General features: G+C 62.4%; 16 protein-coding genes. 9 read left to right on the forward strand and 7 right to left on the reverse strand.

Features of this window, described 5'->3' with window-relative positions:
• The first annotated feature begins 23 nt into the window (after positions 1-23).
• Positions 24-1,334 carry an ABC transporter substrate-binding protein gene (locus JQ600_RS28090; RefSeq protein WP_212266042.1) on the forward strand — a complete coding sequence of 437 codons (1,311 nt, stop codon included), beginning with the start codon at positions 24-26 and terminating at the stop codon, positions 1,332-1,334.
• Between the two features lie 25 nt (positions 1,335-1,359).
• Here the strand turns inward: JQ600_RS28090 and JQ600_RS28095 are convergent, their stop codons facing one another.
• The 4 genes from JQ600_RS28095 to JQ600_RS28110 form a co-directional block, all read right to left on the reverse strand.
• Positions 1,360-1,821, reverse strand: a complete 462-nt coding sequence (locus tag JQ600_RS28095) for a hypothetical protein (RefSeq protein WP_212390028.1) — start codon at positions 1,819-1,821, stop codon at positions 1,360-1,362.
• Positions 1,822-1,870: 49 nt separating this feature from the next.
• Entirely contained in the window at positions 1,871-3,040 is a 1,170-nt protein-coding gene (locus JQ600_RS28100; protein ID WP_212390029.1) for a Gfo/Idh/MocA family protein, read from the reverse strand.
• 43 nt (positions 3,041-3,083) lie between these two features.
• A complete protein-coding gene (locus JQ600_RS28105; RefSeq protein ID WP_212266039.1) occupies positions 3,084-3,593 on the reverse strand; it encodes a hypothetical protein in 510 nt (169 codons plus the stop codon).
• A gap of 86 nt (positions 3,594-3,679) precedes the next feature.
• Positions 3,680-6,859 (reverse strand): AAA family ATPase, encoded by a 3,180-nt coding sequence (locus JQ600_RS28110; protein ID WP_283814742.1) that lies wholly within the window; start codon positions 6,857-6,859, stop codon positions 3,680-3,682.
• Positions 6,860-7,913: 1,054 nt separating this feature from the next.
• Between JQ600_RS28110 and JQ600_RS28115 the strand changes: the two genes are divergently transcribed.
• From JQ600_RS28115 to JQ600_RS28140, 6 genes are all read left to right on the forward strand, one after another.
• Positions 7,914-9,170, forward strand: coding sequence for an amino acid ABC transporter substrate-binding protein (locus JQ600_RS28115; RefSeq protein WP_212390031.1), 1,257 nt, complete (start codon positions 7,914-7,916; stop codon positions 9,168-9,170).
• Positions 9,171-9,407: 237 nt separating this feature from the next.
• Positions 9,408-10,289, forward strand: a complete 882-nt coding sequence (locus JQ600_RS28120; protein WP_212390032.1) for a branched-chain amino acid ABC transporter permease — start codon at positions 9,408-9,410, stop codon at positions 10,287-10,289.
• Positions 10,286-11,245 (forward strand): branched-chain amino acid ABC transporter permease, encoded by a 960-nt coding sequence (locus JQ600_RS28125; protein ID WP_212390033.1) that lies wholly within the window; start codon positions 10,286-10,288, stop codon positions 11,243-11,245. The genes JQ600_RS28120 and JQ600_RS28125 overlap by 4 nt, the downstream gene beginning before the upstream one ends.
• Positions 11,242-11,988 carry an ABC transporter ATP-binding protein gene (locus JQ600_RS28130; protein WP_212390034.1) on the forward strand — a complete coding sequence of 249 codons (747 nt, stop codon included), beginning with the start codon at positions 11,242-11,244 and terminating at the stop codon, positions 11,986-11,988. Before JQ600_RS28125 ends, JQ600_RS28130 begins: the two co-directional genes overlap by 4 nt.
• Positions 11,978-12,715, forward strand: coding sequence for an ABC transporter ATP-binding protein (locus tag JQ600_RS28135; protein WP_212390035.1), 738 nt, complete (start codon positions 11,978-11,980; stop codon positions 12,713-12,715). Before JQ600_RS28130 ends, JQ600_RS28135 begins: the two co-directional genes overlap by 11 nt.
• A 62-nt stretch (positions 12,716-12,777) precedes the next feature.
• Positions 12,778-14,115 carry a cytochrome P450 gene (locus JQ600_RS28140; RefSeq protein WP_212390036.1) on the forward strand — a complete coding sequence of 446 codons (1,338 nt, stop codon included), beginning with the start codon at positions 12,778-12,780 and terminating at the stop codon, positions 14,113-14,115.
• Here JQ600_RS28140 and JQ600_RS28145 read toward each other — a convergent pair.
• Positions 14,093-15,793, reverse strand: coding sequence for an NAD(P)/FAD-dependent oxidoreductase (locus tag JQ600_RS28145; RefSeq protein ID WP_212390037.1), 1,701 nt, complete (start codon positions 15,791-15,793; stop codon positions 14,093-14,095). The two genes, JQ600_RS28140 and JQ600_RS28145, sit on opposite strands and share 23 nt — an antisense overlap.
• A gap of 166 nt (positions 15,794-15,959) precedes the next feature.
• Between JQ600_RS28145 and JQ600_RS28150 the strand changes: the two genes are divergently transcribed.
• Both JQ600_RS28150 and JQ600_RS28155 read left to right on the forward strand, forming a co-directional pair.
• Positions 15,960-17,549, forward strand: coding sequence for a gamma-glutamyltransferase family protein (locus tag JQ600_RS28150; RefSeq protein ID WP_212390038.1), 1,590 nt, complete (start codon positions 15,960-15,962; stop codon positions 17,547-17,549).
• An 82-nt stretch (positions 17,550-17,631) separates the two neighbouring features.
• Complete coding sequence (locus JQ600_RS28155; protein WP_212490177.1) at positions 17,632-19,182, forward strand: lysozyme inhibitor LprI family protein; 1,551 nt, start codon at positions 17,632-17,634, stop codon at positions 19,180-19,182.
• A gap of 32 nt (positions 19,183-19,214) precedes the next feature.
• Here the strand turns inward: JQ600_RS28155 and JQ600_RS28160 are convergent, their stop codons facing one another.
• Both JQ600_RS28160 and JQ600_RS28165 read right to left on the reverse strand, forming a co-directional pair.
• Positions 19,215-19,988: a sensor histidine kinase gene (locus JQ600_RS28160; protein WP_212266029.1), complete on the reverse strand. Its 774-nt coding sequence runs from the start codon at positions 19,986-19,988 to the stop codon at positions 19,215-19,217.
• A 109-nt stretch (positions 19,989-20,097) separates the two neighbouring features.
• Positions 20,098-20,535 (reverse strand): response regulator, encoded by a 438-nt coding sequence (locus tag JQ600_RS28165; RefSeq protein WP_312011054.1) that lies wholly within the window; start codon positions 20,533-20,535, stop codon positions 20,098-20,100.
• Positions 20,536-20,757 lie beyond the last annotated feature (222 nt).

A 20,757-nucleotide genomic window follows, 5' to 3' on the forward strand; every position in this document is an offset into this window, starting at 1 on the left:
AGAAAAATCGATGGGAGGACACGATGCCCACTTCACGCAGAACACTGCTGAAGACTTCTGCGGCTGCGGCCGCTGCATTCAGCTTCGATTGGACACGTGCCCAGGCGCAAGCCGAAACGGTACGCATCGGCCTGATCTACGACTTGACCGGCCCCTTTGCAGCCGGCGGATCGGTTGCCTCCTCGATCGGCGCGCAGATCGCCATCGATCTCGTCAACGAAAAGGGCGGCATCGGCGGCAAGTACAAGGTCGCCGCCGTCGCCGCCGATTCCCAGAGCAAGCCCGAGGTCGCGATCAACGAGGCGGTGCGCCTGATCGACCAGGAGAAGATCGACATCATCAACGGCGTCTATGCGAGCTCGCATGCGGTGCCGCTCGCGGCCAAGGTCGAGCAGCAGAAAAAGATCCTCTGGATCACGACCGCGGTCTCGACCGCCGTGTTCAAGGACAAGAACCTGCAATACGTCTTCCGCGCCCAGATTCATTCCGATCAGTACGGCCAGGCCTTCGCCGGCTTCATCGCCGAGCATGCGAAAGCAAAGCTCGGGATGGAGCCCAAGGACGTCAAGGTCGCGCTGATCCACGAGGACGGACCCTATGGCGTCGGCGTCGCCGCCGCCGACGAGGCCTATTCCAAGGAAGCCGGCCTTCAGGTCGTGCTCCGCGAGGGTTATTCGGCGTCCGCGCCCGACCTCTCGGTGCTGGTGACCAAGCTCAAGCGTGCCAGGCCCGACGTAATCTCCCACGCGGGATACAACCCTGATATCACCCTGTTCCTGCGCCAGGCGCGCGAGAACGGCCTCAAGTTCAAGATGCTGTTCGGCGCCGGCGCGGGCTACAGCCAGCTCGACAAGCTGCGCGCCACCTTCGCCGCGGACATCGACAATTTCTGCAACATCGATCCGGTGCCTGCGCAACTGCTCGATCCGACCAAACTGGCGCCCGGCATCGGCGATCTCACCAAGACAATGATCACACGCTACAAGGAGAAGACCAACGCGACCGACGTGCCGCCGCACTGCTCGATGGGCTTCAACCAGACCTGGATCCTGCTCAACAGCGTGCTGCCCGTCGCCAAGGACAAATACGGCGGCTTCAATCCCGATGCCATTCGCAAGGCCGCGCTCGACGTCGACATCCCGCCGGGCGGCACGATCCAGGGCTACGGCGTCAAATTCTTTCCGCCGGGCACGCCGCTCGCCGGTCAGAACGAGCGTTCGACCCCGGTCGTGATGCAGAATGCCGGTGAGCACATCTCGGTGGTTTGGCCTACCAATATCAGGACGCAGGACCCGGTGTTTCCGCTGCCGAAATCGTCGGTCTACGCGGCGTAGCGTATTTGATCGTTCGGTGGCTTCGTCAAGGGCGCTCGGCGCGGGGTTGCTCGCCCGGGCCGTGCTCGCGAGCGATGAAATCCTCGAGCCATAGCGATTCATTGCCCTCGACGGGAACGCGCGTCGACTGCAAGGGTCTCGTCCAGTTGCACGCTTGTGGGTGATAAAAAACCTCTCGACCACCCTTCGCCAGGATCGCGAAAAAAACATAGCGCTGCCCAGCTTGAAAGAAGAACTCGCAGTCCAGCGTTGCGTAGACGTCCATTAATTTGATGGTGCGAGCGAGCCGTTCACCGCCTTTCCACGCGCGCTCGACCTCGATGAGCCATGCGTGCTGGTCCGCGCGGACAACCTTGCCGGCAAACACGTATTGGGCGCGGTCAAAGCCGGCTTCGGGAGAGACGGGATCGCAGGAACATGCATATGCAGCGCCCGCGCCCCACATCCAAGAGCTAGCCAGGACAAGCAGCCTCGTCAGATTCGTCATCGGAACCTCCAGGCAGCCCGCAGGAAGCGGGGCGTGGGAGATCATCAACTCACAGCGTCACTCTCCGGCCCTCTTCGGCGGCCCAATAGCCGGCGTAGTTGACCTTGATCGTCTCAAAGGCCAGCGCGAGATCTGAGAGTGGCTGCCTCCCCGTCGCAACGCATTCCATGAAATCCTGGATTTCCTGCAAGTAGCCGCGCGTCCATTCTTCCTCAAGGCAGACATATTGCCAGCCGGTCTTGCGATCGACCTTTTCGGTGATGTAGACGCTCGCGAGTTTTTCCTCTGATGTCTGGTAGCTCATCATGTGCGTGTTCGGCGTGATGTTGGCGAACAGCGCGCCGCCGCTGGTATAGGTTTCGATCAAATTGCGCACGCCGCCCGCGATCATGTCGCCGGAAAATATCGTCGCCTTGGTGCCGTCGGAGAAGGTGGCGGTGAGCGTACCCCAGTCTTCGACGTCGACCGGATTGGACTTGATGACGCCGCGTTCGCCCGGTCGCAGGCACGCCGCAACGTTGCCGACGTCGCAGCTGACGCTGGCGACGCTGATCGTCTCACCCCGTGCTTTCGCCTCGACCTGCTTGAGATAAAGCACCGCCGAAAGCGGGTGGCACCCCATCCGGATCAGCGAACCGCCGCCGGTCATCGCCCATTGCGCGGCATGCGCCGCATGCGAGCCGCTGTGGCTCTCCTCACCCTTCATGAACAGGATCTTGTCCCCTGTGGCGCGGAGGATCTCCACAGTCTTGGTCACCGCCGGCGCATAGATCCAATCCTCCGCATACATGAACAGCTTGCCGGTCTTCTCGATCGCCGCGCGCGTGCGCTCCATTTCCTCCAGCACGCGCTTGTACATCAACGCTTTCGGCACATGCTTGCCGATGGGCGCCCTGTCGCCGTCCTGCCCGAAATAGCCCGCGAACGGCTTTTCGCAGACGACATGTTTGCCGGCCTGCATCGCCTCGACGATCATCGAGGCGTGCAGATTGGGCGGCGTGCAGATGTCGATGACATCGAGCTCGCCATCGGCGATCAAATCGCGAAAACTGCGATACGCCGTCGGGATCTGGTGCCGGCGGGCGAACTCAAGGACATGATCGCCCCTCGCCGCGACGGCCCGGACCTCGACATCCAGGCCGTAGACGCGCTTGTACGCATACATATGCAGCTCGGACACAAAGCCGCAGCCGGCCAGACCGACCCTGATCTTTGCCATGATACCTCCAGGAGTCTTGTCTAGCCGGCAGTAATTCGGCCCGCTAGCCCCCCTTCGACGTTGGCGGTTCGTAAGGGCAGACCATAGTGAATTTGAGGGTGGGCTCTCCGCCCATGGTAGTCCATTCTATCTTGAGGTCGTGGGCGGCTGGATCTTTAGCGCCAGCCTCTTTCACCTCGACCGCGATAACGATTTGGATCGGCGGTACCGAGTTAAAACACTTTCGAATCACGGCGTCGGCCAGATCGCACTTTGTAGCAGGCACCGCGGCATCGTCCGGCGAGAGCTGCAGCTTATTGGGTTGCGTCGCGAGACTGTCTCGGGCCGCCAGCATCGATTCCTGCCAAAGTTCGTAGGTCTTTCCGGGCCATTTATCCCGCGGCGTCAGGACGGGCTGATATTCACCCCACTTCATGGTCGCCAGGCTAATGCTTGCATGACCTTGCAGCGTCTTGACGCTCTCCTTCATGGCGCTGGTCGTGTAGTTTTTGTTCATAGCGTCAATAAATTTCGGGTTCTGATAGAACCCGGCAAAAAAGCTCTTCTCAGCCATTGTCACCTCCACTTTGTTTCACTGCCTCAAGAGGCCGTTTCACACCAGACGTAATTGACGATGCCTTCAAAGTTGATGAGCAGCCTTTAGTGTCGAACGGACTCGCCGTTCACCTTGACCAGTAACGCCTCCGCTTTCGCGACAAGAGGCTTATGCTCAAGCCGCTCGGCAATGGCGATACAGTTCCGCAAGCATTGGCTTGTTTGTTCCGGATCAGCCTCCGGCCGCATCGCGAACATCCTCCCTTCCGATAACCATGTTTCCGCTTCGAGACCTTCATACCCTTGCTGGCGAGCTCCAGCGCGAACCGATCTCACGTTTTCCAGCGCCTCCGCAGACGCGTTCTGTGCAAGCGCCAGGTAGTTGGGCGCCCGCAACATGACCGATGAATGACCGACCGCGTGCGCCTGGTCTCGTGCTTCCGTCAAAACGACTTTGGCCTCGTCGATCAGGCCGAGCTCCAGATTTGCTATTCCGCAAAGGCAAGCAAGAATTGGGACGTAGAGTTTTGTTTCGTGTTCCTTGGCCAGCTTCAACGCCTTCTCAAGCTCGACTTTTGCGCCCGCGAAATCACCGCGGTTGAGCAGGATCGAGCCCGAGCAATAACCAACCGACACGCGATCGATGGGTCGGCCGGTGCGATCTGCAATCGCGCGCGCATGCCCCTGAACGGTCTCTGCCTGGTCCCACTCCCCCAACATACTCAGCACGACAGCCCACATCATGTAGCAAAGTATCGCCAAACCTTGCGGGGTGTTGCCGAGCGGAGCCCTGGGATCGGGCCCCGTCAGTTGCTGGCACGCGCGTGCAAACATTTTCTCCGCTTCACGGCACCGGCCCGCGACAAAATAAGCCTGGCCCAAGCCAAACTCCGCGTAGCTCAGCCATCCACGATCGCCGAGTTGCTCGGCCTTGCCGACAGCCTCCTCCCCGGCCTCGATCGCTTCGACGGGCGCGCCATAAAAATTGAGCGCCGCTGCGCGCACCGCCATGGTCGCAACCTTGCGCGCATGGTCCCCGATCGCCGCTGCGCGCGCATCGGCCTCCTTCGCCAGACTCAGCCACTTGTCGACAACGCCAAAGGAAGAAAACGCCACGCGCGACTCAATCCGCAGATCGATGGCAAGCGTCTCGCGCTCGGCCGATAGCGGCGCCTTGTCGAGCGCATCGATCGCAATCCCGAAATATTGCGCGCCCTCGGCCAGCGCCGAACGATCAATACATTTCCTGGCTATGTTGCGGGCGAACAGCGCACTCTTCCGCCAGTCCTTTGCGCCTGTTGCGTGGTATAGAAGAACATCGGACTGGTCGTCCAGGCGACCCGACACTCCAGCCTCGATACTGGCGAGAATTCGCCGATGCAGTTTTTCACGCGCCGCTTCCAGCATGGATTCGTACGCTTCCTGGCGGATCAGTTCGTGCGGGAATTCGTAGACGTGGCTTGGCAACAAACTGACTTCGATCAGGAGTTCGGCGCGATCGAGCGCGGCCAGTTGAGACTGCAGCTGCTCGTCCGGCAGGCCCGTTACCTCCTGCAAGATGCGGGCGGTTGCCTGTGTTCCGACCGCAGCCGCTGTCCGAAGGAGAATCTTTTCATCCCAGCTCAAACGATCGATACGCGCGGCGATCATGCCCTGAATGGTCGCGGGCATGCCCAATCTATCCGGAGATATGTCAACGCTGGCGCTATCGTGGTGCCCGCCGAGAACGACCTGATCCGAAAGACCGCGACACACCTCTTCGATGAAAAGCGGCACGTTGCCGGTATGCCGGAGGATGCGGTCCTTCAAGTCCGTCACCGACGGGGAATGCCCAAGGATATCGTCCAGCATCTCGCGACCGGCGTCGTCGTCCAGCGGACGCAACCACAGACTGACGGAGCTTCGTCGGCTACGCAGCTCCGGCGTTCCGGTCGGCCTGCTGGTGGTCACGATCAGCAACGGATGACGGGCGGTCAGTGATTCCAGGGATTCAATTGGCGCCGCACTCGCACTATCGATCCAGTGCAAATCCTCGATCAGAAGCATGACCCGCGAGTCCTGGGTTATGCGCTCAATGACGGCACGGCTTGCCTCTGCAATTGCCCGACCACGTTGCCTGGGCTCAAGCTTGCTCCAATCCGGATCCGAAACCGGAAGGTCCAGCACGGCATCTATCGCCGCGTGCCAGATCGGCGGCAAACCGGCGAGCGGATCCTCGCCCGGAATCGGCTTGCCGGCCCGCAAATGTGGCGACAGCGCCGATTGCAGAACGTTCTTCAACACGGCAAAGGGCGAGGCTTGCAAAGGCGGGCTGCATTCGGCCTCGATCACGCGCCAGCCGGCCGCCCGCAACTCCTCCACAAACTCGTACACCAGACGCGATTTGCCGATGCCGGGATCGCCAAGCACGGAAACCATTTTCCCGTCTTTCGCGATTCCGTCGGCCACCGCTCTAAGAGACTTCATTTCAGAGTCTCTTCCGACGAAACGCCCGATGCTTCGAGCCTTGCGAACCTGCCAGGTTGAGAGCTGGTGAACCCCGACTACCCTGTACATCGGAATTGGGTTTGCGAAGCCCTTCAGATGCCTCGGCTCCATCGTCTCGAAGTCAATGAACCCTTCGGATAGCAGCCGGCACGCTTCCGAGGCCATAATCTGTCCCGATGGGGCGACAGCCTGCAGTCGTTCCGCCAAGTGCTGTGCTGATCCGCCGAATTCGTAGACGTGGGAGACGTCACTCGAAACGACATAGGCCAGGACGTAGGCGGAGTGCAGCCCCACGCGCACCTGGATGCTCGGGTCGCCAAGTTCTGCAACACGCCGGATCAGTTCGATCGCTGCGTGGCAGGCAAGGCGACTATGGTTATCGTCAGCGCTTGGGGCGCCAAACGCGGCCACCAATCCGTCCCCGAGCTCCTTGCTGACCGTGCCGCGAAATTGTCGAACCGCGGCTCGCATCGCTGACAGTGCGGGTTCGAGGCGGGAGACGGCATGTTCGGGATCGAGGTCCGCAACAATATTCGTCGAGCCGACAATATCCGCGCGCAGAATCGTTACGAATTTGAGTTCGGCCTTGGGTTCGGTAGAGGCCTGGACATCTTCGGCAACAGCACCGCCGCCGTTGATGGTTACGCGTAGCGAGTCTCCGCAATAAGCGCAGAAACTGCTTTCCGGCCGATTGGATTTACCGCAGCTGTCGCACCGCTTTTGCAGCGCCCGAGCCCCGCAGGCCGCGCAGTACTTGTCCCGCTCATCCATTGCCGATCGGCACGCATCACAAAACATAATCGCGTCCTGACGGGATCAGTCGATTATTCGAGTAATTTCTCGTATTTAGCCTTGTATTTAGCTGCCATTCGGAATGGTGACCCATTCCGCCCGCCTCTGCAAGGTTGTTATCCCCGATGAACCAGCGGATTAAGACGGCCTTTTGTCTGCCCCGCGTCTGGATGTGCCGATGGCCACTTTGCGGGGTCAAGCCTTAACCATGTAGGCTCATCGGAGCAGATCGGACGCCGGCAGCCCCCGAACTCTCGGGGTACCCGGCGCAGTCATACCGCCCGACGGAAAAAACCTGACGTTCGGTGGACGGACTCGACATTCATCGCGGATGAGATGGTCACCGCCTTGCTTCAACACCTGAACAGCAGTTGCGCGGCGATCTAGCAATAGACGTTGAGGCTCGACTTTGTTGGCTGCCATGCAACGCTGATAATGGCTTTCGACACCCACGGTCGGTGCAACCGATCAGTGAGGAGAAAGCCTACTCCCCCTTGAGGCCGCATCGCGGACCACCGCGCTCCACTTGCGCGTCTCGCCGTCGATGACTTTGCCGAACTCCGCGGCCGTGCCGCTGCGTGAGCTTCCAGCCCCCGGACCAGCAGCTTCTGTTTCACCTCGGGATCGGCAAGCGCGCGGCCAGCCTCTGCCTGTACCCAAAGGTCAGGCCCTCGGGCCGTGACTTGCCGTAAGCGTTCAGCTCCTGCAGGTCCTTTGAACGCCGCCTGCGCATTGGCGATCAGAAATATCGGCGCAACGACCTTTCAACTCACCGACCGGCCTCGCGCCGGCGGCGCCGCGCCCGTCGGCGGTCCCGGCCGCCGTCCCGCGGCGGGAATGGGCGATCCGCCATATCTGCGCCGGTGGCCGGCCAGCGCCACCAACGGTTGCGGCCGCGTCATTTTCGGATGATCCCCCGAACGTAGGGTCCCAAAGGTTGCATCCGCGTTCCATTGTGGCTTGTGGCCGGGCGCGCTTTAGTTCTAACCTTACAGCAAAAGCGCCATAGAGCGCGGACAGGCGAAAAGAACCAAACAAAACGAGATCTTTGGGAGGATCAATGAAACGCAGGACGCTTCTCGGCGGAACGATCACCGCCGCCGTGCTTGGCCTAACTTTTGGGCTCAACTCAGCCGCACTCGCTCAACAGCCCCCGATCAAGATCGGCATGTCGATGGCACAGACCGGCGGTCTGGCGGGCGGCGGCAAGGCCTCGCAGCTCGGGATCGAGATCTGGCGCGACGACGTCAACGCCAGGGGTGGCCTGCTCGGCCGCAAGGTCGAACTCATCGTTTATGACGACAAGTCGAGCGCTTCGGAAACGCCGGCGATCTATTCCAAGCTTCTGGACGTCGACAAGGTCGATATCCTGTTCGCGCCCTACGCGACCGTGCCCACCGCGCCGCTGATGCCGCTGGTCAAGCAGCGCGGCATGTTGCTGATGGGCAACTTCTCGTTCCAGGTGAACAGCAAGGTTGGCCACGACATGTGGTTCAACAATGCCCCATGGGGACCGGCCGACAGCTGGGCGGCGTCCTTCCTCGAACTCGGCCAGAAGGCCGGCGGCAAGACCATCGCGCTGCTCGCGGCCGACCAGGAATTCGCGCAGAACCTGGCGCTGACCGCACGCGACGTCGCCAAGAAGATGAACATGCAGATCGTGTTCGACCAGGCCTATCCGCCGAACACGGTGGAATTCTCCTCGATCCTGCGTGCGCTCAAGGCTGCCAAGCCCGACATCGTCTATGTCGCGTCCTATCCGCCGGATTCGGCCGGGATCCTGCGCGCCGTGAACGAAATCGGGATCGGCAACAACGTCAAGATCTTCGGCGGCGGCATGGTCGGCCTGCAGTTCGGCGCGGTGATGGAAAATCTCGGCTCCCTGCTCAATGGCGTCGTCAACTACAACACATGGCTGCCGGAACCGAGCATGCAGAACGAGGGGACCAAAGCGTTCTTCGAGACCTATACCAAGCGCGCCATCGAAGCCAAGGTCGATCCGCTCGGCTACTATCTGGCGCCGTTCGGCTACGCCAGCGGCCAGATGATCGAGCAGGCGATCAAGGCAGTGGGATCGCTCGACCAGAAGGCGCTCGCAAAGTATCTGCGCGAGAACGAGCACAAGACCATCGTCGGTCCGATCGCGTTCGCCGCCGACGGCGAGCGAAAGGAATCCGCAACGCTGCAGGCGCAGTTCCGTGGCGTCGTGGACAAGAATATGGACCAGTTCCGCAAGTCCGGCACCCAGGTGATCCTGTTCCCGGCGAAAATGAAATCCGGCGATCTCATCAGCCCGTTCGAGGCTGCCCGGAAATAACCATCGCGGCTGGAGTCCCGTTTCGATTAAATCGAAACGGGACTCTAGATTCCTTATTTTGACGCGTTTTCTTGACGCGAACCGGCATCCACTTCGCTGGAAAACGCTATGATCTCCGGACCATGGTGCGCTGACCCCGGTCGGCGCACCAGCGCCCCGAGCAATTTTGGTGGGAAAGGCAGCGCGTGCGCGAACCGGGAAGGCGGCGGCTCAGGAGCGGGTCAAGGGGGACCTTACGTGTTTTCATTTGAACTGCTGCTCGATGCAGTAGTGCTCGGGGTGCTGCTTGGCTGTTTCTACGCGGCGGTCAGCCTTGGGCTGTCAGTCGCGTTCGGCCTGCTCGACGTTCCCCACGTCGCGCACCCGGCCTTTCTGGTGCTGGCGTCCTACGCCGTCTATGTGCTCAACGAGTTCTATGGAATCGATCCGCTGCTGGCGGGACTGCTGATCACACCGTTCCTCTTCGTATTCGGTCTCGCCGCCTACCGCCTGTACTACGAGACGTTCGAGAAACGCGGCAGCGACGCCGGCGTGCGCGGCATCGCGTTCTTCTTCGGCATCGCCTTCATCATCGAAGTCCTGATCATCCTGCAATTCGGCGTCGACCAGCGCTCGGTCACCGCGCCCTATATCGGCAAGGCCTGGCGGATCGGCGATATGCGGATTCCCTACCGGCTGGTGGTCGCGTTCGCCGTCGCCGCTTTGCTGACGACCCTGCTGGCGCTTTATCTGTCGAAGACCTTCATGGGACGCGCGATCCGCGCGGTCGCCCAGGACCAGGAAGCGCTGCGGCTGATGGGCGCCAACCCGATCCGGATCAAGCAATGGGCGTTCGGCATCGCAACGGCCGTGCTCGGCATTGCCGGCGCCCTGCTCATCATCGTCGCCCCCGTCGACCCGACGCTCGACCGCGCCTACATCGGACGGACCTTCTGCGTCGTCGTCATGGCCGGGCTCGGCAGCATGACCGGCACGCTGGTCGCCGCCATCATCCTCGGCGTCGCCGAATCGATCGTGCTGACCCTGTTCGGCGCCTCCTGGGCGCCGGCCATTTCCTTCGCGATGCTGCTCGGCGTTCTCGCCGTGCGGCCGCAGGGGCTGTTCGGCAGGCGGTCATGAAGCGCAACGGTATCTTTTTCTGGATTGGCGCGGCGGTCTTTCTGATCGCCATTGCGCTGATGACAAAGCTCATCACCAACGAGTACCCCTTCTTCGCCGGCTATGTGATCCTGCAATTCATCGTGCTCGCGGTAGCCTGGAGCATCCTCGGTGGCCATGCCGGCTATGTGAATTTCGGCACCAGCGCGTTTTTCGGCATGGGCGTCTACACGGCGGTGTTCCTGTTCAAGGTGGCCGGCGCGCCGCTCCTGGTGCAGATCGTCGCCGCCGCCGGCGTCGGCGCGCTGATGGGCTTTGCATTGGGCCTATTGACCCTGCGCATGCAGGGCATCTTCTTCTCGATTGCGACGATCGCGCTGACCATCGTGATCGAGACCTCGATCACCAACTGGCGTTATGTCGGCGGCGCGGCCGGTATCCAGTTGCAACGACCGCCGGTGACGTGGCCGTTCTCCGGCTATGTGCAGATGCTGTTCTTTGTCCAGGCGGTGCTCGTGGTGCTGGCGGTTGTGGTTTCGCGCTACATCCAGAATTCGTGGATCGGCCGCGGCCTGCAGGCGCTGCGGGACGACGAACTCGCTGCGGAATGCACTGGTGTGCCGACCCTGCGGCTGAAAGTGCTGGCCTGCGTCGTCTCCGGCGCGCTGATGTGCGCAGCCGGCGCACCCGCCGCGATGTATCTGCAATATGCCGACCCCTCCTCCGCGTTCAACCTCAACTATTCGGTCTCGACGCTGGCGATGTCGCTGATCGGCGGCACCGCGCATTGGGCCGGCCCGATCGTCGGCGCCATCCTGCTGGGCACCACGCAGCAATTGCTGACCGTGACCATCTCGTCGGAAGTGAACGTGCTGGTGCTCGGCGTCATGCTGGTGCTGTTCGTGGTGGCCGCACCGGAGGGCTTGATCGGCCTGCTGCGCCGGGTTCGCGACAAGCGCAGGGAGGGCAAGCAATGACGCCCCCCGGCACCAGCGCACCCCTGCTGCAGATATCAGGGCTTACAAAGCGCTTCGGCGGCTTTACCGCGCTCGACAATGTCAGCGTCGACATCCGCCCCGGCGAACGGTTCGGCCTGATCGGCCCGAACGGCTCGGGAAAGACCACGCTGATCAACTGCATCTCCGGCGCGTTCCGCACCGAGGCCCGCACTGTGGTGTTCCGCGGCGAGGACATCACGCAATTGCCGGCGCATGTCCGCACCCGCCGCGGCATTGCCCGCAGCTTCCAGATCCCGCGGCCGTTCAAAAGCATGACGGTGGTCGAGAACCTGATGGTGGCGCTTGATTTCGCGGTGGCCACGGATCCGCTCGTCTCGGCTGCGCACCGGCACGAGACCGCGATGTCGATCCTTGCCGGCATGGGTCTCGCGTCCAAGGCCGATGCATCCGCCACCACGCTGAGCCAGGTCGAACTGCGCAAGATGGAGCTCGCCCGCGCGATGGCGACGCGGCCCAAACTGCTGATATCAGACGAGGCGATGGCCGGGCTTTCCTCTTCGGAAGTCGACGAGGTGCTTGATCTCCTGATGAGCCTTGCGGACCAGGACATCACCGTCATCATGATCGAGCACATCATGCAGGCGGTGATGCGTTTTTCGCAGCGCGTGATGTGCCTCGACGCCGGCAAGATCATCGCGATCGGCGCGCCGAACGAAGTCATGGCCAACCAGCGGGTGCAGGAGGCCTATCTTGGCACTTAGCCTCGCGATCTCAGGCCTCGATGCCGGTTACGGCGCCGTCAAGGCGCTGCGCGGCGTCTCGCTCGATGTCAAAGCGGGCGAGACCGTCGCCCTGCTCGGCACCAACGGCAACGGCAAGAGCACGCTGATGAAGTGCGTCGCCGGGCTGGTGCGGCCGCAGCGCGGAACCATGCAGCTGACGATCGACGGCACCACGCACGACCTGACCAAATTGTCGCCGGAAGCCATCGTCGATCTCGGCGTCGCGATGGTGCCGGAGGGGCGGCGGCTGTTTCCCAAACTGACGGTACTGGAAAACCTGATGCTCGGCGCCTTCCGCAAGGCGGCCCGACGCGACATCGACAAGAATCTGGCGCAGGCCTTCGAAACCTTTCCGGTGCTGAAGGACCAGCAGAAGCAGCTCGCCGGCACCATGTCCGGCGGCCAGCAGCAGATGCTCGCGATCGCGCGCGCGCTGATGTCCTCGCCGCGCCTGCTCTTGGTCGACGAGCCGTCGGTCGGACTGTCGCCGCTCTTGGTATCGCAAACCATTTCCAAGATCGGCGATCTCAATCAGCGCCTCGGCCTCACCGTGCTGATGGCCGAGCAGAACTTCAACCAGGCGATCCGCATCGCCAACCGCGGCTACATCATCGTCCACGGCGAGATCGTTGTCGCGGCCAGTTCCGTCGACGAATTGAAGGGTAACGACATCGTCAAGCGGCTCTATCTCGGCGGCATAGCCTGATGGCGCAAGACGGCGCGCACGCGTCCTTGTAAAGTCGGCAACCTGACCGGAGAAACCAGCCGATGCGTCTCCTGAGCGAAGACTTCCCCTTGGGCCTGCCCGCCGGACCCGTATTCCCCAGAGCCTATCCCGAAGTCGAGCCGGACGCGCTGTCCAATGTCGAACTGTTTCTGCAGGGACAGCCGTTCGACATCTACGCGCAGCTGCGCGCCGAGGCGCCGGTGGCGTGGCAGCGCGAGGGCAATAACGGCCCCGGCTTCTGGGCACTGACCCAATATAACGACGTGATGCGCGTCGATGGCGATCCCAAAACCTTCTCGTCGCAGAAGGGCGGGATTTTGATGGCCTATGGTCCGCCCGAAACGCGGCATCCGCTGCTGTTCCGCGCCTCCGTCGATGCCATGATCAACATGGACGCGCCCTGGCACCTGCAACTCCGCAAGGAGCACATGCCCTATTTCACGCCGGGCTATCTCACGGGCATCCGGGAGAAAGTGGCTATCGAGACCACGCGGCTGATCGACGGCATGGCCGGCCTTGGCGAATGCGACATGGTCGAGACGCTGTCGTCACGCCTGCCGCTGTTCACGCTGTGCGAAATCCTCGGGGTGCCGGAAGCCGACCGGCCGAAATTCCTCGACTGGATGCACTATCTCGAAGTGGCCGGCCATGTCGCGGCGACGCAACGCAAAAATCCGCAGCCCACGCCCGAGTTCATGGCGTTCGTCAAGGCGTTCAACGAGAACGTCGCCGAGATGTTCGCCTATGGCCAGCACATGCTGCAGAAGCGACGCGCCGATCCAAAGCCCGATCTGATGAGCGCTATCGCGCGCGCCACCATCGACGGCGAATTGCTACGCGACGAATATCTCGACGGCTCCTGGCTGCTGATCGTGTTCGCCGGCAACGACACCACGCGCAATTCGATTTCCGGCTCGATGAAGCTCTTGACCGAATTTCCCGATCAGAAGCGCGCGCTGATGTCCGACCTATCGCTGATGCCCAACGCCGTGGATGAGCTGATCCGCATGATCAGCCCGGTGATCTACATGCGCCGCACCGCCACGGAAGATACCGAGATCGGGGCACAGAAGATCGCGGCCGGCGAGAAGGTCATCATGTATTACGGCGCCGCCAATCGCGATCCCGCGATCTTTCCCGATCCTGACAGGCTCGACATCCGCCGCGCCAATGCGTCCAGGAACATCGCCTTCGGCTTCGGCCCGCATGTCTGCATCGGCAAGCGCGTGGCGCAGCTGCAGCTCGAAGAAGTCTATCGCCAGCTGCTGACGCGGCTGCCGGATATCGAATACGCCGGCGGCATCGAAATGGCGCCGAACAATTTCGTCCACGCCATCCGCAAACTGCCGGTGCGCTTCACTCCGCAGCGCTCGATCTGACCGCTGGCCGTACCGACCGCGCGCCCGACGCAAACACGATGTCTTCATAGCCCTTGGCGACGGCGTCGTTGATGGCGGCGACGTATTTCGGCGTGCCGCCGTTGTAGACGAAGTAGCGGTACTTGCCGTGCTCATGGCCGGGAACGTTGGAATTGTAGCCGGTGAACCACGACTTGGCGTTTCGCATCAGCATGATGGCGTACATCTTTTTCACATGCGCGCTCCAGCGCTCCTGCGCCGCCAAAGTTGGATCGGCGCTGGTGTAGCCGCGATCCCAGATGTGCTCGAGCAAGCCCATGCACCAATTGACGCCGGTCTCGATGCCGCGCGGAAAATTGGTCGAAGCCGAGCCGCTTTGCGGGCCGGTCGGCATCAACAGGTTTGGAAAACCGTGAACGAGCATGCCGAGGAAGGTCGACGGACCGTCCTTCCATTTGTCGTATAGTTTCTCGCCATTGATGCCGGTGATGTCGATCTGGTCGTACGCGCCGGTGATGGCGTCGAAGCCGGTCGAATAGATGATGATGTCGAAATCATAATCGCGCGCCGACGTGCGCAGGCCGGTTTCGGTCACGCGTTCGAGCGGCGTCTCGCTGATATCGACGAGATGTACATTGTCGCGGTTATAGGCCTCGAAATAATTCGTCTCCAGTGGCACGCGCTGCACGCCAAAACCATGGTCCTTCGGAATCAATCTCTCTGCGATGACCGGATCCTTCACGCGCCGGCGGATGCGGTCGGCGATGTAGGCGGAGAACTCGGCGTTCGCCACTTCGTCGGTAAATATCTCGCGGAAATTACTGAGCCAGATTCCGAATCCCGGCTCGTCGTAGAGCTTGTCCCACAGCGCCAGCCGCTCCTCGCGCGTCACCTCGTAGAAACCGCGCCGGTCGGGCTCATGCTCGAAGCCACCGGGGCTGCGGGCGCAGGCCGCGAAGATGTCGTCATAGCGCGACCTGATGTCGGCCATCTCCTCGTCCGAGATCGGTCCATTGTTGAGCGGCGCCGCCCAGTTCGGCCGCCGCTGGAACACGGTCAGTTCGCCGACCTTGTCGGCGATCTCGCCGATCACCTGGATCGCTGTGGCGCCGGTGCCGATGATCGCGACCTTCTTGCCCGCCATCTCGACCGGCTCGTGCGGCCAGTAGAAGGTGTGGAACGAGCGGCCCTTGAAGGTGTCCATGCCTTCCAGCCGCGGCAAGGTCGGCGTCGAGAGCAGGCCGATCGCCAGAATGACGAACCGGCAGGTCAGCTCGCGGCCATCGTCGATCCTGAGCCGCCAGATGTGCTGCGCCTCGTCGAACTGCGCAGCCTCCACCTTGGCGTTGAACTGCATGTATTTGCGTAAATCGAATCTGTCGGCGACATGGTTGAGGTAGCGGAGATTTTCGGGCTGGCCCGAAAAGCGTTCCTTCCAGTGCCACTCGTTGAGCAATTCCCGCGAGAAGGAATAACCATAGGTGTAGCTCTCCGAGTCGAAACGTGCGCCCGGATAGCGGTTCCGGTACCAGGTCCCGCCGAGGTCGGGGGAGCCGTCCAGCACCGTGGCATCCACCCCGAGATCGGCCAGACGCTTGATCTGATAGATGCCGGCCACACCCGCGCCAATCACGATCACTTCGTAATGCGACTTGTCGCGGGGAGCCTTGTCGCGGGGAGCCTTGGTCCCTTCGGTCATATTCCACCCGGTCTTTGTTGTTCTTGGCAACGACGGCGCTTGTGCCCACCATACCAACAATCCGCGCATTGCACTTGCGTCAGGATGCCAGGGTTGCGCCTGATGGCTTTACCTGGCGGGGGCCGTTCCGTACCCTAGCGGTTCCTGTGGCAATGAAAGCAGCAGCATGCACGACCAGTTCACCAACACCCAGCAGATCCGAAAGCCCGCAGTGACTTCCAAAGGCGGCATCGTCGCCGCGCAATCGGGCAAGGCGGCCAAGGTCGGCGCCGAAGTGCTGGCGGCGGGCGGCGATTGCGTCGATGCCGTGATCGCGACGACGTTTGCGCTGGGCGTGCTGGAACCCTGGATGAGCGGGCTCGGCGGCGGCGGCGCGATGGTGCTCTATCGCGCCCGCGAGGACCGTTATGAAGTGATCGACTACGGCATGCGGGCGCCGCTCAGCCTGCGCCTGGAGGATTATCCGCTGAGCGGCGGAGCGGCATCCGATCTGTTTCCGTGGGCGCGGGTCAAGGACGACCGCAACATCCATGGCCCCGGCGCGATCGCGGTGCCCGGCGTGGTTGCCGGCATGGAGGAAGCGCATCGCCGCCACGCCAAAATGCCGTGGCAGGAATTGCTCGCGCCCAGCGTTGCCCTCGCCGGTGAGGGCCTCGCGGTCGACTGGTGGACCACGCTGATGATTGCGAGTGCGGCCGCTGATCTCAGGCGCTATCCCGCCAGTGCGACGGCCTATCTCGTTGATGGATTGCCGCCGAATGCGCCATGGGGGATCAAGACCAAGGTCCGCCTGCCGCAGGACAAGCTCAAGGCCACGATGGCGCATCTGGCAGCGCAAGGTCCGCGCGATTTCTACGAAGGCGATCTGGCGCGCAGCCTCGCCGCCGATGTGCGAAGCGCCGGCGGCGCGCTGTCGGTCGAAGATCTCATCCCGTTCAAGGCCTATCTGCGCGAACCGCTGGCGATCCCCTATCGCGGCGGCAAGGTGTTTGCGACGCCGGAACTGACCGCCGGACCGACGCTGGCGCGTACGCTGCACCTGCTGCAGCAAAATCTGAAACCGGCGAAAAGCGGACCTGACGCCGCGACCTACACGGCCTATGCCGAAGCGCTGCAAACGGCCTACCGCGAACGCCTCAAGGACATGGGCGATGCCGACGGCCGCCGCGCGCTCGGCGCCGAAACGCTGGCGCCGGCCTGCACCACGCATTTCTCGGCCGTCGACCGCGACGGCAACATGGCCGCGGTGACGCAAACCCTGCTGTCATCGTTCGGCTCCAAATTCGTCTGTCCGCAAACCGGCATCACCATGAACAACGGCATCATGTGGTTCGACCCGACGCCGGGCACGCCGAATTCGCTGGCGCCCGGCAAGCGCTGCCTCACCAATTACACGCCGGTGCTGGCGCAGGCGTCTGACGGCCGCCGCACCGCCATCGGCGCCTCCGGCGGCCGGCGCATTCTGCCCGCGGTGACGCAGCTGCTGTCGTTCGTGATGGATTACGGCATGGATCTGGACGCGGCGATCCATCAGCCGCGCATCGACGCCAGCGAAGGCGCCATCGTGATCGGCGACGTGCGCTTGCCGAAATCAACGCGGGAGAGCCTGCGTGCGCAGTTCGATTACGAGGAAGCGCGGATCCAGACCACGCCGATGAAGTTCGCCTGCCCGAGTGTCGTGCTGCGCGACGGCGCCACCAACAGCGGCGCCACCGAGGTGTTCCAGCCATGGAGTGAGGCGGTCGCGGAGAGTTAGGCTCGGCGACCTGAACCCAAACGGCGAGGCCGGCGACTTAAAGCGCAGAGAACGCGCTCCACGTTTCGAGGGCCAAAAGCCAATGCCCGCTTCCCATCGCCTCGCGGTGCTCGCAGTTGCCGCGTCCGTGCTGATGCCTACCGCCTGTTACGCCCTCGATGCATATCTGCGCGCGCTGAGCAGCGGGCCCACCGGACTCAGTCTCTGCGGCAGCGATGGCCCGCTCGCCTCGTCGGATGTCTGCAAGCAGACCGATTACGACGCGCTGACCGCCAAAATCGAAAAGGCGCTGCAGGCTTCCCTTGCGAAGGCGCCAGCCAACATCCGCCCGCTGCTGAAGCGCGACCAGGCATGGTTCAACGAGATCATGCTGAGCGCCGCGGGGCCCATACACGAATTCGACGATGATGAGATCAAGGAGGCCTTTGTCGAGACCTTGCGCCAGCGGGCCACGACGGTGGAAGCCATAAAAGCGGGCTTCGGACGGGCGGGATTTTCTGGAACATGGGTCAACACGTTCGGCAGCGTGGTGATCAGACCGGTTGATGGCGGCCGCTACCGCCTCGCCTTCGATACGCGCGCAGTCTACGGCCTCGGCAGCGACCGGCGCCGGGCCTGCAAGGCCGGCGCGCTCGTGAAGCCGTCTTCCGGCGGATGGTTGACCGGCACGATGCTGCCGGACGACGACGCGCCCGCGAAGGCAGATGACAGGGCAGCCGACACCAGGGCCGAACCGGTCAAACCGATCCCGGTCAAGATGCGCCGCCAGGGCGAGACGCTGCGCGTCGTGCTCGGCGACACCGAACGGCGCGACGAAGACCGGCCCCATTGCGAACATATGTGGCAGATCACCGCGAGCTATTTCGCCAGCGGCAAGCAGGACACCGCAACCGACAAGGTCGATACGGCCTTCGTGGCCCCGACCTTCGACTGCTCCCGCCCCGGCACCGCCAGCGAGGAAGAAATCTGCGCCGACCCTGACATGGCCGAAAACGACCAGAAGCTGAACCGGGCCGGGAAAGCACTGCTGCCGCGGCTCGACGAGGCGACGCGGCGGGCGCTGACCGAAGACCAGCGCAGCTGGGTCAAATCGCAGACCAACCAATATCCGCAATTCCTGCATCCGGCCTGGGAGAAGCAGACCTCGCAAATGCACTACACCGCCGACGCACGCGACAAGCTCGAACGGCTGCAGCGCGAGCGGATCGCGTTGATCGAGGGCTTTGACGACACGCGCAGTGGGCTCGCCGGCACATGGCTGGCGTACAATGCCGTGCTCCAGGTCACCGTGAACAAGGATGGCAGCGTCACGGCCAAGGGCTGGAAGTGGGACCAGGGCGACTGGAAAGCCGGTTGCGACTACGAGATCAGCGGCAGGCTGGTTGATGGCGGTGCTTTCCGTTCCAGCGACGGGCGCAAGAACCCGGATACGCTGGAACGCGATCACGCCACCCTGGTCGTCAATCGCCTCGACGATGTCTTTGCCAAAAAGCGCTGGAACAAGGACGGCACCGAGGACGCCAGCGCCGACGAGCCCAAATGCAGGCGTAACCTGTCGAACTCGTCGACCGCCCGGCTGTTTCCCGCCCGTCCCTCACCGGATATCGACAACATGAACAGCTCGATCCGGTAAAATATCGTGGCAAGCTGACGCGCGCTAAGCGCTCACGATTCAAGCGAGAGCAAGGGAATATCGAGAAAATAGACGAACCCGCTCGGCTCGTACGTCAATCTGACATTGCCTTTGAGTTGCCGGCCGAGCGTCTCGATCAGGCGCGTGCCAAAACTTTGGCGCGTCGGAGCCGCAACCGCCGGGCCATCCTGTTCTTTCCAGGTGAAATGCAGCCGCGATGCCGGCGCATCCTTCGCCCAGCTGATTGCCACGTGACCGGCGGGCACCGACAATGCGCCAAATTTCGTGGTGTTGGTGCAGAGTTCGTTGAGGGTCATCGCGATCGCAATAACCGCGCCCGACGCGATCTGCACATCGGATCCGGCAATCGAAAACCGGGGCCTGTCCGGATTGTCGAACGGCTCGGTCGCCCCCTGCACGATCTTTCGCAGCTCCGCACCGGTCCAGCGCGCCTGCAACAGCAGATCATGGGCCCTCCCGAGCGCCAACAGACGGCCTTCGATCGCTTGCTGCGCATGCTGCGTGCTCGGCGCGTTGCGAAGACTTTGCGACGCGATGGCGCCCACGGTTGCCAGCGTGTTCTTGATGCGGTGATGAAGCTCTTCGAGGATCAGTTTTTGCAGCTTGTCGGCGGCTTCGCGCTCCTTGGCGTCGATGCCGGCCTGCTCAAGCAGCGTCTCGGCGCTGAGCTTGGCCTGTGTCAGCAGCAGCCGGAGACTGACGTTTTCTGCCGCCAGTTCCTCCTGCGGTGACGTCGGATCGGACGCCTCAAGGGAGGCATACGGATCAGGAACTGTTCTGAACATCGACAACGAATACCACCATCTGTCCGGTTCCGGACATTTCTTTATGCCAATGATTCAGCCGTCTGACCGTTACGGTGCAAAGCCATCGGATGTCCGTCTCCTGCCGATTTCAGGCCGGGCCAAGCATTACGCGCATTTCCGCAATGATTTCGTCGGATTGCAGCGGTTTGCCGAAAAATCGGCTGTCCAACGGAATGTCGCTGCCGGACAATTTCAGCTGTCCGGACGCCAGGATGATCTTGATGGGCGGCCAATTCTCGCGGACCGCGTGTGCCAGTTGCAGCCCGTTCATGCTACCGGGCATCTGAACGTCGGTAAGCATCAGCGCGATATCGGATCGGGAGCGGAGGATGGCCATGGCTTCGTCCGCGTCCACGGCCTCGACCGGGACATAGCCGGCGTCTTCCACCATATCGACCACGCGCATGCGCAGCATCATCTCGTCTTCAACGACGAGCACGACGAGCGGAAGGCGGGAATGATCCAGAGGCATCATATATGGCTCAACGGCACGCCATGACCGGGCGCACCTCGCGAACGGCTGCACCCGACGCTCCTAGCAGCGCGAATGCCGCGAACGCCGAGATAGCTTTGGTCATGTTGGGCTGCTGACTGTGGCGGATCGCCAATCCCACTGCGCTTGGGGATCGATTGGCAACGGCGCTGCGGACGCAGAGTTCCGCAACGACGACTTATATTTGCATCTCCGCGCTTGCCAGTTAAGGCAGGCGTCGATCCCGGCTCACGCAGCGACGCTGTCAATTCCGGG

Origin of the sequence: Bradyrhizobium sp. AUGA SZCCT0176 (genome assembly GCF_018130145.1) — a bacterium.
Taxonomy (GTDB): domain Bacteria; phylum Pseudomonadota; class Alphaproteobacteria; order Rhizobiales; family Xanthobacteraceae; genus Bradyrhizobium.